This window comes from Amycolatopsis balhimycina FH 1894 (assembly GCF_000384295.1).
Lineage (GTDB): Bacteria > Actinomycetota > Actinomycetes > Mycobacteriales > Pseudonocardiaceae > Amycolatopsis > Amycolatopsis balhimycina.
Map to the genome: position 1 here is coordinate 803,168 of NZ_KB913037.1, position 13,637 is coordinate 816,804.

10 protein-coding genes are annotated in these 13,637 nt (G+C 71.7%); 4 read left to right on the forward strand and 6 right to left on the reverse strand.

Features of this window, described 5'->3' with window-relative positions:
• Positions 1-46: 46 nt before the first annotated feature.
• The gene (locus tag A3CE_RS0102770; RefSeq protein ID WP_020638538.1) at positions 47-2,740 is read left to right on the forward strand and encodes a cellulose binding domain-containing protein; all 2,694 of its coding nucleotides are present in this window, start codon (positions 47-49) and stop codon (positions 2,738-2,740) included.
• A 119-nt stretch (positions 2,741-2,859) separates the two neighbouring features.
• Here A3CE_RS0102770 and A3CE_RS0102775 read toward each other — a convergent pair whose 3' ends face one another.
• Together A3CE_RS0102775 and A3CE_RS56015 are read right to left on the reverse strand one after the other, a co-directional pair.
• Complete coding sequence (locus tag A3CE_RS0102775; protein ID WP_020638539.1) at positions 2,860-3,681, reverse strand: carboxymuconolactone decarboxylase family protein; 822 nt, start codon at positions 3,679-3,681, stop codon at positions 2,860-2,862.
• A 34-nt stretch (positions 3,682-3,715) separates the two neighbouring features.
• On the reverse strand, positions 3,716-3,904 hold the full coding sequence (locus tag A3CE_RS56015; RefSeq protein ID WP_125592282.1) for a hypothetical protein: 189 nt from the start codon (positions 3,902-3,904) through the stop codon (positions 3,716-3,718).
• A gap of 457 nt (positions 3,905-4,361) precedes the next feature.
• Between A3CE_RS56015 and A3CE_RS0102785 the strand changes: the two genes are divergently transcribed.
• Positions 4,362-5,531, forward strand: a complete 1,170-nt coding sequence (locus tag A3CE_RS0102785; RefSeq protein ID WP_020638541.1) for a cellulose-binding domain-containing protein — start codon at positions 4,362-4,364, stop codon at positions 5,529-5,531.
• Between the two features lie 9 nt (positions 5,532-5,540).
• Here the strand turns inward: A3CE_RS0102785 and mgrA are convergent, their stop codons facing one another.
• Together mgrA and A3CE_RS0102795 are read right to left on the reverse strand one after the other, a co-directional pair.
• Positions 5,541-6,536: an L-glyceraldehyde 3-phosphate reductase gene (gene mgrA, locus A3CE_RS0102790; RefSeq protein ID WP_020638542.1), complete on the reverse strand. Its 996-nt coding sequence runs from the start codon at positions 6,534-6,536 to the stop codon at positions 5,541-5,543.
• Between the two features lie 32 nt (positions 6,537-6,568).
• A complete protein-coding gene (locus A3CE_RS0102795) occupies positions 6,569-7,765 on the reverse strand; it encodes an AGE family epimerase/isomerase (RefSeq protein ID WP_020638543.1) in 1,197 nt (398 codons plus the stop codon).
• A 171-nt stretch (positions 7,766-7,936) separates the two neighbouring features.
• On the opposite strand from A3CE_RS0102795, the gene A3CE_RS0102800 reads away from it, so the two are divergent.
• Positions 7,937-8,998 (forward strand): lytic polysaccharide monooxygenase, encoded by a 1,062-nt coding sequence (locus tag A3CE_RS0102800; RefSeq protein WP_026468081.1) that lies wholly within the window; start codon positions 7,937-7,939, stop codon positions 8,996-8,998.
• A 63-nt stretch (positions 8,999-9,061) separates the two neighbouring features.
• Here A3CE_RS0102800 and A3CE_RS0102805 read toward each other — a convergent pair whose 3' ends face one another.
• Positions 9,062-9,988 (reverse strand): LacI family DNA-binding transcriptional regulator, encoded by a 927-nt coding sequence (locus tag A3CE_RS0102805; protein WP_020638545.1) that lies wholly within the window; start codon positions 9,986-9,988, stop codon positions 9,062-9,064.
• A 179-nt stretch (positions 9,989-10,167) separates the two neighbouring features.
• Between A3CE_RS0102805 and A3CE_RS0102810 the strand changes: the two genes are divergently transcribed.
• Positions 10,168-11,439 (forward strand): ABC transporter substrate-binding protein, encoded by a 1,272-nt coding sequence (locus A3CE_RS0102810; protein WP_020638546.1) that lies wholly within the window; start codon positions 10,168-10,170, stop codon positions 11,437-11,439.
• A 369-nt stretch (positions 11,440-11,808) separates the two neighbouring features.
• Here the strand turns inward: A3CE_RS0102810 and A3CE_RS0102815 are convergent, their stop codons facing one another.
• Entirely contained in the window at positions 11,809-13,626 is a 1,818-nt protein-coding gene (locus A3CE_RS0102815; protein ID WP_020638547.1) for a glycoside hydrolase family 6 protein, read from the reverse strand.
• Between the last annotated feature and the right edge of the window lie 11 nt (positions 13,627-13,637).

Sequence of the window (13,637 nt, forward strand, 5' to 3'; positions counted from 1 at the left end):
GCACAACGCCGTGCGAAGCCCGCGTTCCCGTTCAGTGAGACGACTGGTGGCGAGCACGCTCGCCCTCGTCCTGCCCGCCGCCGTCGCGGTACTGGCCGGCGCGCCGGAGTCCCCCGCCGCCCCCGCGCCGTACACGTGGCGCAACGCCGAGATCGGCGGGGGCGGGTTCGTGCCGGGCATCATCTTCAACCAGACCGAACCCGGGCTGGCCTACGCCCGCACCGACATCGGCGGCGCGTACCGGTGGAACCCGGCGACCGGGCGCTGGATCCCGCTGCTGGACTCGGTGGGCTGGACCGACTGGGGGCACAACGGCGTCGTCAGCCTGGCCACCGACCCGGTCGACCCGAACCGCGTCTACGTCGCGGCCGGGATGTACACCAACAGCTGGGACCCGAACAACGGCGCGATCCTCCGGTCGGCCGACCGCGGCGCGACCTGGCAGGCGGCCGCGCTGCCGTTCAAGCTCGGCGGCAACATGCCCGGCCGGGGCATGGGCGAGCGGCTCGCCATCGACCCGAACCGCGACAGCGTCCTCTACCTCGGCGCCCCCAGCGGCAACGGGCTCTGGCGCAGCACGGACTCCGGCGTCACGTGGGCGAAGGTGACCAGCTTCCCGAACCCGGGCAACTACGCGCCCGACCCGAGCGACACGACCGGCTACTCCAGCGACAACGAGGGCGTCACCTGGGTCACGTTCGACCCGGCGACCGGCACCCGCGGCACTACCACGCAGTCGATCTACGTCGGCGTCGCGGACAAGCAGAACACCGTCTACCGCAGCACCGACGGCGGCGCCACCTGGGCGCGGCTGGCCGGCCAGCCCGCCGGGTACCTGGCGCACAAGGGCGTCCTCGACGCGAGCGGCGGCAACCTCTACCTCGCGACCAGCGACACCGGCGGCCCCTACGACGGCGCGAAGGGCGACGTCTGGAAGTACGCCACGAAGACCGGCACCTGGACGCGGATCAGCCCGATCCCCTCCGACAGCTCGGACGACTACTTCGGCTACAGCGGCCTGACGATCGACCGGCAGCACCCGAACACGCTGATGGTCGCCACGCAGGTGTCGTGGTGGCCGGACGTGATCTTCTTCCGCAGCACCGACGGCGGCGCCACCTGGACCCGGATCTGGGACTTCTCGAGCTATCCCGACCGGTCGCTGCGCTACACCCAGGACATTTCCTCGGTGCCGTGGCTGAACTTCGGCCTGCAGGCCGCTCCCCCGGTGCCGTCACCGAAACTCGGCTGGATGACCGAGTCCATGGAGATCGACCCGTTCGACTCGAACCACCTGCTGTACGGCACCGGTGCGACGATCTACGGCACGTCCGACCTCACGAAGTGGGACAGCGGCGGGAAGATCACGCTCAAGCCGGTCGTCGGCGGCCTCGAGGAGACCGCGGTGCTCGACCTGATCAGCCCGCCGTCGGGCGCTCCCCTGCTGTCCGGTCTCGGCGACATCGGCGGGTTCCGGCACGACAGCCTCGACGCCGTCCCGGCCACGATGTACACCCAGCCGGTCTTCACGACGACCACCAGCCTCGACTACGCCGAGCTGAACCCGGCGACGATCGTGCGCGTGGGCACGCTGGACCGGAGCGCCCGGCCGAACGACAACCGGATCGCCTTCTCCACCGACGGCGGGAAGAACTGGTTCCAGGGCGCCGAGCCGGGCGGGAACGCCAGTGGCGGCACGGTGGCGGCGGCCGCCGACGGCAGCCGGTTCGTCTGGAGCCCCGAAGGCAGCGGTGTCGGCTACTCCGTGGGCTTCGGTTCGTCCTGGGCGACGTCCACCGGTATCCCGGCCGGCGCCGTGGTCGAGGCCGACCGCGTCGACCCGAAGCGGTTCTACGGGTTCGCAGCCGGCAAGTTCTACGTCAGCACCGACGGCGGCGCGAGCTTCACCGCGACCGCGGCCGGCGGGCTGCCGGCCGGTTCCGCGCACTTCAAGGCGATGCCCGGCGTGGCGGGCGACGTCTGGCTCGCCGGCGGTTCCGGCACGGCGTACGGCCTCTGGCACTCAACCGACTCCGGAGCGTCTTTCACGAAACTGGCCGGGGTCACCGAAGCCGACAACATCGGGTTCGGCAAGGCCGCGACCGGCCGGACGTATTCGACGTTATACACCATTGCCAAGATCGGCGGGGTGCGCGGGATCTTCCGGTCGGACGACGCGGGTGTGTCGTGGACGCGGATCAACGACGACCAGCACCAGTACGGCAATATCGGGGCGGCGCTGACCGGGGATCCGCGGGTGTACGGCCGGGTGTACGTCGGCACGAACGGGCGGGGCGTGATCATCGGCGAGTCCGGGGGCAGCGAGCCGCCGCCCACGACGACCACGAGCACCACACCGCCGCCGACCACCACGACCACGACACCCACCCCGCCGACCACGACGACGCCGGTGCCGTCGGGGTCGTGCACGGCCGCCTACACGGTCACCAACCAGTGGCAGGGCGGGTTCCAGGCCGGGGTGAAGATCGGGAACACCGACACGACCACGGTGACCGGGTGGACGGTGACGTGGACGTTCGCCAACGGCCAGAAGGTGACGCAAGCGTGGAACGCCCAGGTCGCCCAGACCGGCGCGGCGGTGTCGGCGGCGGACGCGGGCTGGAACCGGGTCCTTCCGGCGGGCGGGAGCGCGGAGTTCGGGTTCACCGGAAGCTCGGGCACGGCGAACGCCAAGCCCACGGCAATCTCGCTGAACGGGCGCGCCTGCACGACGTCCTGACCAAGTCCGTGAAGGCCACCTTGAGGAACTTCAAGTTCCTCAAGGTGGCCTTCACGGAACGCGGTGAACAGGGCGAAGGGGGGTTTCGAGCGCGACCGCGCGGAGCTTTTCGAGTCCGGTCACCGCTGGGCGAACACTTCGCGGGCGGCCGCGATGGCGTTGAGCGCGGCCGGGAACCCGCAGTAGAACGCCAGGTGCAGCACGGTCTCGACGGCCTCCCGCTCGGTGCCGCCGACGTTCAGCAGACCGTGGATGTGCACCTTCAGCTGCGGCAGCGCGGTGCCCAGCGCGACGCACGCCGCGATCGTAACGAGCTCCCGGTGGCGCAGGCTCAGGTGCGGGCGGGGGTAGATCTCGCCGAAGGTGAACTCGACGATGTAGCGGGCCAGGTCGGGGGCGATGTCCTGGAGCGCCTCGGCGACCTTCTCGCCCGCCTCGCCGTCGATCGCCTTCATCGCGGCCAGGCCGCGCTCGTAGCGGTCGGCGATGCCGGCCCACGGCGGCGCCTCTGCCGGTTCGGACGACGCGGGCTCGGGTTCGTCGTCCGGCAGGCTCTCGAACAGCGTCTTGAGCTGCCCCAGCGCGTTCAGGGTCGCGGGGAACCCGGCGAACGAGCTGACCTGGATGACCGCTTCGACCAGCCCCCGCCGGGTGCAGCCGACGGTGAGCGCGGCCTTGGCGTGGAACTGCAGCTGCGCACCCGCGTAGCCGAGCGCGGTGAGCGCGGCGACCGTCACCAGCTGCCGCTCCGGCAGCGGCAGGCCGGGCCGGTGGTAGACGTCGCCGTAGATGAACCCGACACACCGCTCGCCGAACTCGGCCTCCCCGATGCTCGCGAACAGGTCCAGCACGGCGGGCCGTTCGACGCCGCCGAGCCGCTGGATGAGGTTCAGGCCCTGGGCGAAGGACGCGGAGCGGTCGTGCTCCTGCGCTTCGGACATCGTGGTGTGGTTTCCCTTCCGGAGTTGTTTCGGCTCAGCCGAGGCAGGCCCGGGTGGCCTGGTCGGCCTTGCGGCGTTCCAGACGCGGCGGGATCCCGCATTCGACGATCAGGGTCTTCGCCACTTCGGCCGGAACGGCCTCCTCGCGAAAGCCCAAGGCGGCGAGCCGGTCTCGGTAGGGCTTGCTCCCTGGCTTGACCTGTCGGCTGATCGTTTCATCCAACGATTTCCGAAGTGGGGGTCCCCTCGGTGCGACAGTACCGCAGCGTGACAGTCCCGGCGTGCGCCAGAACGCCTTGAGAGCGCTCCCAGCGGCCTCCGACCGGGACGCGCCGCGGATCCGATCGTGATCTTGGGCCGGATTCGCGGAATCCACTCCAACGGCGGCATCCGGCGGCTCTCGCCGGTGGCGCAGCGCGATCACGGCATCTCCTGCCCTGCAACGGCTTCGGCCGTTCAGGAGCGTTCAGTGGACGGCGGGAGCGCCCCGCCGCCGGAAAACCGACCACCTGATCGGGCCACGTCCGGGCGGGCCTTTACAAGGGCGACACGCGGGGGTTACCTTCTCGTCGGCTGGAAGCGCTCCCATGCCAGGTCGCCTCGCCAGAACGCGGCCAACCACCCAGGGGCGCCGTGGTGCAGGCCACGGCGCCCCTGTCCGCGTCCCGGGAGGACCCCCGATGAACAGGTTCGCCGGCGCCCTCGCCGGGCTCTGCCTCGCCGCGGCGGGCACCACCGCCGTCGTTGTCGTTGCCGCAAAGTCCGCCGCCGCCGCGCCGGCCTGCTCGGTCGCCTACCGCGTCAACCAGTGGCAGACCGGATACACGGCCGACATCACCGTGACCAACGGCGCCACCGCACTCTCCTCCTGGGCGCTCACCTGGCACTACCCCGGAACCCAGTCGGTCACCTCGGCCTGGAACGCCACCGTCCGCCAGACCGGGAACGCCGTCACGGCGGAGAGCCTTCCGTACAACGCCGCCTTGCCCGCCGGCGGCTCGGTTTCGTTCGGCCTCCAGGGCACCTACAGCGGGACGAACACCGAGCCCACGGACTTCGCGCTCAACGGCGTCTCGTGCGGCGACACCGCTCCCCCGACGACGACCACCCCGCCGACGACCGTGACGACCAGCCCGACCACGACGACGTCCGGGCCGCCGCCCGCCGGGTGCGCGAACGCCGCGATCTGCGACGACTTCGAGCAGCAGACCGGCGGCACCCCCGGCGGCCGCTGGACCGTCGGCGCGGCCAACTGCACGGGCACCGGCACGGTCGCCGTCGACAGCACCGTCGCGCACTCGGGCTCCCGCTCGGTCAAGGTCACCGGCCAGGGCGGCTACTGCAACCACGCCTTCCTCGGCACGAGCCTCGGCAGCGTCGGATCGGGCGCGTTCTACGGCCGGTTCTGGGTCCGCCACACCACCGCGCTGCCCACCGGGCACGTCGCCTTCATGGCCATGCGCGACACCGCCGACGCCGGCCGCGACCTGCGGGCCGGCGGGCAGAACCGGGCCCTGCAGTGGAACCGCGAGTCCGACGACGCGACGCTGCCCGCGCAGAGCCCGGCCGGCGTCGCCCAGAGCGTCCCGCTGCCGACGGGCACCTGGTCCTGCTTCGAGTTCCAGCTCGACGGCGCCGGGGGCAAGCTGCGGACGTGGCTCAACTCCACCGAAGTGCCCGGGCTCGTCGTCGACGGCGTCCCGACCCCCGACATCGACCAGCAGTGGCTCGGCCGGGCCTGGCACCCGGCCGTGACCGACCTCCGGCTCGGCTGGGAGAGCTACGCCGGCGACGCCGACACGCTGTGGTTCGACGACGTGGCCGTGGGCAGCACGCGGATCGGGTGCTGACCGGGGGGCCTACCGGCCGAGGATCCGGTCGATCTCGGCCAGCTCGTCGCCGGTGAATTCGAGGTTCGCCGTCGCCGCGACGGTGTTCTCGAGCTGCGCGACGCTGCTGGCCCCGATCAGCGCCGAGGTGACGCGGCCGCGACGCAGCACCCAGGCGATGGCGAGCTGGGCGAGCGTCTGCCCGCGCCGCTTCGCGACGTCGTTCAGCGCGCGGACGGTCGCGAGGGTCTCCTCGGTGAGCCGGTCGCTGGTGAGGAACGGGCTGGCGCCGGCCGCCCGCGAGTCGGCCGGGACACCGTCGAGGTAGCGGTCGGTCAGCAGGCCCTGGCTCAGCGGCGAGTACGCGATCGAGCCGACGCCGTGCTCGTCCAGCGTGTCGAGCAGGCCGTCCTCGACCCAGCGGTCCAGCATCGAGTACCGCGGCTGGTGGATCAGCAGCGGCGTGCCCAGCTCCTGGAGCGCGGCGAGCGCGGCCGTGGTCTGCTCCGGCGAGTAGTTGGAGATGCCCGCGTAGAGCGCTTTCCCGGAGCGGACGGCGGTGTCGAGCGCGCCCATCGTCTCCTCGATCGGAGTGTCCGGGTCCGGACGGTGCGAGTAGAAAACGTCGAAATAGTCCAGGCCGGTGCGCGCGAGGCTCTGGTCGAGGCTGGCGAGGAGGTTCTTGCGCGAGCCCCACTCGCCGTACGGGCCGTCCCACATCAGGTAGCCCGCCTTGGACGACACCAGGATCTCGTCGCGGTACGGGCGGAAGTCGGCGGCGAAGTGCCGCCCGAAGTTCGCCTCGGCCGCGCCGGGCGGCGGGCCGTAGTTGTTGGCCAGGTCGAAGTGCGTCACGCCCAGGTCGAACGCCCGGCGCAAGACGGCGCGCTGGACGTCGAGGGGCTTGTCGTCCCCGAAGTTGTGCCACAGGCCGAGCGACACGGCGGGCAGCTTCAGCCCGCTGCGCCCGGCCCGCCGGTAGGGCATGCCCGCGTACCGGTCTTCGGCCGCGACGAAAGGCGACATGGTTCTCCTTGTCCGGAAGGGTCCTCGGAAGTCTAGCGACGCGGCAGGAGCGCGCCGGCGAACGACGCCGCGGGCGGCAGGCCGGGCAGCAGCGTCGCCTGGTAGGCGTGGTAGATGTCCGGTTTGCCGGCCCACACCGTCGCCGCGGGCCGGTTCTCCGGGTCGAGCTCGTGGTGCCACGACCCGAGCTCGCGGTCCACGAAGCGGTCTTCGGCGTGCTCGCACCACTCCCGGAACCGCTCGAGGTACGCCGGGTCGCCGGTTTCCTGGTGCAGCGTCCACGCGGCGGCCATCGCCTCCGTCACCACCCAGTGCAGGCGGTTGCGCACCACCGGCGTCCCGGCGAAGTCGGTGGTGTAGACGAACCCCGCCCGGCCGTCGACGGCCCAGCCGGTCCGGACCGCCGTCTCGAACAGCGCGACGGCGTCGGGTAACAGCCACGGCGGCGCCTCGTCGCCGAGGGCGCGCGTGAGGTGCACGGCCAGCCGCGCCCACTCGAAGAGGTGCCCGACGGTCGCGCCGAACGGGCGGAACGGGTCGGCGGGCCGGCCCCGGTTGAACTCCGGCCGCACCCGCCAGTCCGGGTCGTAGTGTTCCGGGAGCAGCCAGCCGTGCGCGCGGGCTTCGCCGTGCACGAGGTGGTCCACAATGGACAAGGCGCGCGTCGCCCACACCCGGTCGCCGGTGACGTCGGCGGCGGCCAGGAACGCCTCGACCGTGTGCATGTTGGCGTTGGCCCCGCGGTAGTCCTCCAGGCGCGTCCAGCGGCGGTCCCAGACGTCGGCGACGAGCCCCGGCCCCGGTTCCCAGAACCGGCGTTCGACGACTTCGAGTGCCTCGGCCAGCAGCGGTTCGGCCCCGGCGGCACCGGCGGCGGCCGCGCTCGCGGCCGCCAGGACGACGAAGGCGTGCTCGTAGGCCCGCTTTTCGGCCAGGGCCGCCGAGGCGTACCAGCCGCCGTGCTCCGGGTCGCGCAGCAGCCCGGTCAGCGCGGCGACGCCGTGCGCCACCCGCTCCCCCGCGGCCGGCTCGCCCCGCAGCGCCGCCAGCGCGAAGACGTGCGTCATCCGGCAGGTGATCCACGTCTCGACGGGACGGTCGAGCACCGGCCGCCCGGCGTCGTCGAGCCACGCGAACCCGCCGCCGGGGTGCGCCGCGCGGGCGGCGAATCCGAGCAACCGGGCGGGTTCGGCGCGCACCCAGGCGGGCACCGAAGACGGACTGTCCACTCTCTGCCTTTCTCCACGGGGCCGGTCCGGATGATCGACGGCCTCCGCCAAGGTAGGCCAAGGCGGCCGCCCCGGTCACCGCGGGATGTTCCGGAAGTGACCGCCGCCGCGTATCCTCGTCGTGAGAGCGCTCCCAGTCTTCGACGCACGCTACCCAATGAAGGGACAGACGTGACCAGGAGACGAAGTACGATCCTCGCCGCCGTCACCGTGCTGCTGGCGAGCCTGACCGCCATTCTGCTGAACACCGGCACGGCCGAGGCGCACGGCGCCATGATGAAACCGGGCAGCCGGACCTTCCTGTGCTGGCAGGACGGGCTCAGTTCGACCGGCGAGATCAAGCCCGTCAACCCGGCCTGCGCGGCCGCGGTCGGCGTCAGCGGCGCCAACTCGCTGTACAACTGGTTCGCCGTGCTGCGGTCCGACGGCGCCGGGCGCACGCGGGGGTTCATCCCCGACGGGAAGCTGTGCTCCGGCGGGAACCCGAACTACGCGGGCTTCGACGGCGTCGGCGCGTGGCCGCTGACCCACCTCACCTCCGGCGCCCAGTTCGACTTCTCGTACAACGCGTGGGCCGCGCACCCGGGCTGGTTCTACACGTACGTGACCAAGGACGGCTGGGACCCGGCCAAGCCGCTGACCTGGGACTCGCTGGAGGATCAACCGTTCCTGACGGTGGACCACCCGCCGGTGACCGGCCAGGTGGGCACGGTGGACGGCCAGTACAAGTGGACCGGCGCGCTGCCGTCGAACAAGACCGGCCGGCACATCATCTACTCGGTGTGGAAGCGTTCCGACAGCGCCGAGACGTTCTACGGCTGCTCGGACGTCACCTTCGACGGCGGCCACGGCGAAGTCACCGGCGTGAAGGACCCGGGCTCCCCGCCCACGTCGACCACGCCGACGACCACCACCGGCACCCCGCCGCCGGGTTCGTGCATGGCGATGTACGAGATCACCAACGCCTGGAACGGTGGCTACGAGGCCAAGGTGACGGTGATGAACCACGGCACCACGCCGTACTCGAGCTGGCAGGTGGGCTGGACACTGCCCGCGGGCCAGACGATCGGCAGCGTCTGGAACGGCACGCTGAGCCAGTCCGGCTCGGCGGTCACGGTCCGCAACGCCAGCTGGAACGGCCAAGTGGCCGCGGACGGCCAGACCACCTTCGGGATGGTCGTCAACACCACGGGAGGCAGCGCCGCGCCGTCGCCGACGTGCCAGGGCACCTGACCATCTCTTGTGGACAGCTCGTGAAGGCCACCTTCAGGAACTCTATGTTCCTCAAGGTGGCCTTCACGAATGTGCGGGGCCGGTGCTGCCGCGGGTGATCAGCCTCGGCCGGGACGCGCCCACGTCGCCGGTGGCTTCCCCGGCCAGCACGTCGTGCAGCACCGAAGCCGCGAGCGAGCCGAGTTCGCCGAGGGGGCGCCGGATCGCGGTGAGCGCCGGGCGGACCAGCCGGCAGAGCGGGGTGTCGTCCCACGAGACCACCGAGAGGTCCCGCGGCACCGCGAGGCCGAGTTCGCGCGCGGCGGCGAGCGCGGCCACGGCGAGGCCGTCGGTGTCGCACACCAGCGCGGTGGGCCGGGGGCGCCCGGCCAGTACCCGGCGGACCGCGTCGGCCGAGGGCTCCGGGTGGGCCGGACCGGCGGGGAACGCCCGCTGCCGCGCCGCCGGGTCCGCGAACACCGCCGCGCCCGCGACGCGGACCACGCGCCGGTGCCCCAGTGCGGCCAGGTACTGCAGCACCTCGGCGGCCCCGGTCGCGTCGTCCACCCGCACCGACGGGACGCCCGGCACCCCGCCCTGGCCGCCGAGCACCACCGCGGGCAGGCCGATCCGCACCAGCTCGGCCGCGCACCCCGGCTCGGTGAGCAGCACGCCGTCGACCTTCCGTTCCGCCCGCCAGCGGCGGTAGACCGCCAGTGCGGCGTCGCGGCCGGCGGCGACCTGGATCAGCAGCTCGTCGGGGAACCCGTCGAGCAGGGCCGGGACCACCACCTCGAACGGCCGGTCGAGCACCAGGCCGATCGCCCCGGTCCGGCCGCCGGACAGCGCCCGCGCGGTGCTGCTCGGCGCCCACCCGAGCTCCCTGGCGATCTCGGTGATCCGCTGCCGGGTCGCCTCCGAAACGCCGGGGCGGCCGTTGAGGGCGTAGGAGACCGCGCCCTTGGAGACGCCGGCCTCCTTCGCGATGTCGGTGATCGTCGGACGCTTCATCGCACCCCTTCCTCGCACCACGTGCCGCGCCAAACCGGCACCGGCCAGCGGTCCGTGTTCACCCGGACACCCGCTGTCGCACGGCTTGACACTCGCCGCACCCGGAAACGAGACTCGATCCGGGAGCGCTCCCAGCCAACGAGGGACGGGAGCCGGTCTCCCCCGGGGAGTGCGCGCGCATGAGGAAGATCCGAAGACGGCTGGCCTTCGCCGTCGCCGTCGTCCTGCTGGTCCTGACCGGAGGGTGCGGCCCGCGCGCGCAGGAGCACATCACGCTCACCGTGGCGACGTTCGGCGAGTTCGGCTACGAAGACCTCATCCCCGGGTACGAGTTCACCCACCCCGGGCTCACCATCCGCCAGGTCCGCACCGAGCAGGGCGGGCCGTACCACCAGGACCTGCTGAAGAAGCTGCAGAACGGCCAGGACCTCGCCGACGTCCAGGCCGTCGAAGAGGGCCACCTCGCCGACGTGCTCGCGCAGTCGGCGAAGTTCGCCGACCTGGCCAAGATCGGGCCGTCCGACGTCAAGCCCGGCCGGTGGCTGGAGTGGAAGTACGAAGCGGGCCGCAGCAAGGACGGCAAGCTCGTCGGCTACGGCACGGACATCGGCCCGCTGGCCATGTGCTACCGCAAGGACTTCCTCGAAGCGGCCCAGCTGCCCACCGATCCCGGCTCCGTGAAGACGATGTTCGCGACCTGGGACAGCTACTTCAAGGCGGGCGAAAAGTACGTCAAGCGCTCGCACGGGAAACCGTGGTTCGACTCGGCGGCGCAGATCTTCAACGCCAAGGTGAACCAGCTCCCGGTCGGGTACCTCAACCGCGACGATCACTCGACGCTCGAAACGAACACCGCGTTGAAGGACGCCTGGGACCAGGTCTCCACCGCGGTGAAGCAGGGGCAGTCGGCCGGGCTCACCGCGTTCGAGGACGACGGCAACAACGGACTGCGCCTCGGCGGGTTCGCGACGAAGGTCTGCCCGGCGTGGATGCTCGGCATCATCGAGCAGCAGGCCGGGATCGCCAACGCCGGCAAGTGGGCGATCACCGACGCCTTCCCGGACGGCGGCGGCAACTGGGGCGGCTCCTACCTCACCGTGCCGGCCGCGAGCCCGCACCAGAAGGAGGCCGCCACGCTCGCCGCCTGGCTGACCGCGCCGGAGCAGCAGCTGCACGCGTTCCGGGTGAGCGGGAACTTCCCCAGCCAGGTCGAGGCGTTCACCTCCCCCGACCTGCTCAGCGAGATGAACAGCTACTTCGGGGGCGCGCTGAGCGGGCAGGTCTTCGTCGCCCAGGCCCGCAAGGTCGGGAAACCGCAGTACAAGGGCCCGGGCGACGGCAAGATCCAGGAGGCGGTGATCGCGCCCGCGCTCAAGTCGGTCGAGCAGGGCGCCGACCCGGCCGCCGCCTGGCAGCAGGTGCTGGCCGGGGTGCACCGGCTCGTCCCCTGACCGGGTATTCCCTGGCCGGAGTCCCGGGCGCACGGGCGCTCGGCGGTACGGGCGATCGCTTCGCCGGAGAACAAGGGTTCGCACGCGTTCCACACCCGGATGGGGTTCGTCACCGAACCAGGGCCGATGGAGTTCGAGGGGTTCCGCACGGAGCTCGGCCGGTACACCGAAGACGTGCGCGGCGAGGTTCGGCCCGAAGGTCCGGCAGGACCTCGGGCCGAACCCCGCTGTCCCGCTCGGCCGGTCAGGCGGCCGAGCGGGACACGGCGAGCGGATCTGGCGGGACAGACCGCTGCCGATGCTGCGGTTGCCATGTGGAGCCCGGGCCGGACGGCGGTTGCGCAGCACCGCCCGGCCCGGGGTGTCGGATCACTGCACCGGCGGGTAGGCGTTCTGGACCAGCTGCTCGAACTGGGCCTCGAACCACTTGCCGGACAGCGGGGCGTTCGGCAGGGCGCCGGTCAGGTTGCCGCCGTTGGCCTGCTGCGTGCCGTGGAAGGTCGGGTCGCACATCGGGTCGGCGCCCTTGCCTTCGTCGTTCGGGATCTGCTGGCTCGCGCCGTCGGACTCACCCGGCGGCTTGATCCAGACGTAGGCGTCGAAGTGCGCCGCCGGCGAAGCCGTCGGCCGGATGCCCAGGCCCGCACCGCTCTGGTTGCACCAGTTGCCGCGGTGCAGCCGCCGGTCGATCCGGCCCGAGTTCACGTAGGCGTCCACAGTGGACCCCGACGCCCCGGTGGGCCGGGCCGAGCCGCCCCAGCCGTTGCGGGAGGTGTCGACCAGCATGCCGATGCCGCTCGGCAGACCCGCCGCGACGAACGCGTTGTACATCGCGGTGGCGTAGGGAACCTCGGCGAAGTACGGGTTCCACTGGTAGAACGTCGCCGACTTCAGCTGCTGCCCGCCGACGTTCAGGTTCGGGTCGGGCAGGTTCGGTTCGGTCAGCGGCGTGTAGTTGGCCGTGGCGCTGATGAAGCCGTCGACGCTGTTCACCCCGGCCGTGGTGCCCTGCAGCATCTGCTTGACCAGGTTCACGAACGGGCCGAAGTTGCTGTCCCAGCCCAGCCACGCCGAGTGCGCGATGTCCAGGTAGTTGTAGACGTTGGAGATCGCGTGCAGCTTGTTCAGCGCGTACTGGATGCCCTGCGTGTACGCCCCGCTGGACTGCGCCTCCGCACACGTCGCCATCGACGTGTTCGTGACCAGGTTCGGCAGCGAGTCCGGTTCGACGATCGCCACGATGCGCAGTGGCGCGTACTTCGGGTCGGCCATGATCGAAGCGATCGGGTCGATGTACTCGCTCTTGTACCGGGCCAGGCCGTTCTGGGCGACCTTCAGCTCACCGTTGGACGCCAGCGCCGCGCAGTCGCGGTTGGGCAGGTCGTAGACGACGACCTGGATGGTCACCGGCGTGCCGCCGCTCACCTGGGCCAGCGCGGCATCGAGGTGCCCGCGCAGGCCCCGCGAGTCCGCCGTGCCGGTGATCGCCGCGATCCGGTCGATCCAGACCGCGGTCGAGGTATTGGCCACCTTGGCCATCTGGGCACCGAGCGTGCCGCCCTTGGCCGCGGCCGCCGCGGACACCTCGCCCGACCAGTCCGGGTTCACGTACCCCTTGGCGCCCGCGTACGGGTTTTCCACGTGCGTCCCCGGTTGCGTCGGGGTGGTGGGCCCGGTCGGAGTCGTGGAGGTCGTGGGGCTGATCGACGTCGTCACGGTGGTCGGCGACGTCGGCGTCGTGGTCGGGTTGCCCGGAGTGCCGTCGCAGTGGGCGCCGTTGAGCGAGAACGACGTCGGGATGTCGTTCGTGCCCGAGTACGAGCCGTTGAACCCGAAGTTCGCCGTCGCGTTCGAGCCGAGCGTCCCTCCCCACGACGGGTTCTTCGCGCTCACGTGCTTGGCGCTCTGGCTGAACGTGGCACTCCAGCCCTGCTGGACCTGCTGGTTGCCGCCGAAGTCCCATTCGACGTTCCAGGACGAGACGCTGTCACCGAGGTTGGTCACCGCGATGTTCGCGGTGAACCCGGTGTCCCACTGGTTGACCGTGTAGGTCACCTTGCAGCCGGTCGCGGCCCCGGCGGGACTGCCGCCGGCCACGAGGAGCCCCGAGACGACCGCCGCGGCCGTCACCGAGGAGGCCACGGCGAGCCGGGCCTTCCTCTTCGGGGACCAGAATTCACTCTTCATTGAGTGTGCTC

Coding starts and splice junctions, on each gene's coding strand:
- A3CE_RS0102775 (WP_020638539.1), bottom strand. CDS start 3,681: ATGTCCGAAGCGCAGGAGCACGACCGCTCCGCGTCCTTCGCCCAGGGC.
- A3CE_RS0102785 (WP_020638541.1), top strand. CDS start 4,362: ATGAACAGGTTCGCCGGCGCCCTCGCCGGGCTCTGCCTCGCCGCGGCG.
- A3CE_RS0102815 (WP_020638547.1), bottom strand. CDS start 13,626: ATGAAGAGTGAATTCTGGTCCCCGAAGAGGAAGGCCCGGCTCGCCGTG.
- A3CE_RS0102805 (WP_020638545.1), bottom strand. CDS start 9,988: ATGAAGCGTCCGACGATCACCGACATCGCGAAGGAGGCCGGCGTCTCC.
- A3CE_RS0102810 (WP_020638546.1), top strand. CDS start 10,168: ATGAGGAAGATCCGAAGACGGCTGGCCTTCGCCGTCGCCGTCGTCCTG.
- mgrA (WP_020638542.1), bottom strand. CDS start 6,536: ATGTCGCCTTTCGTCGCGGCCGAAGACCGGTACGCGGGCATGCCCTAC.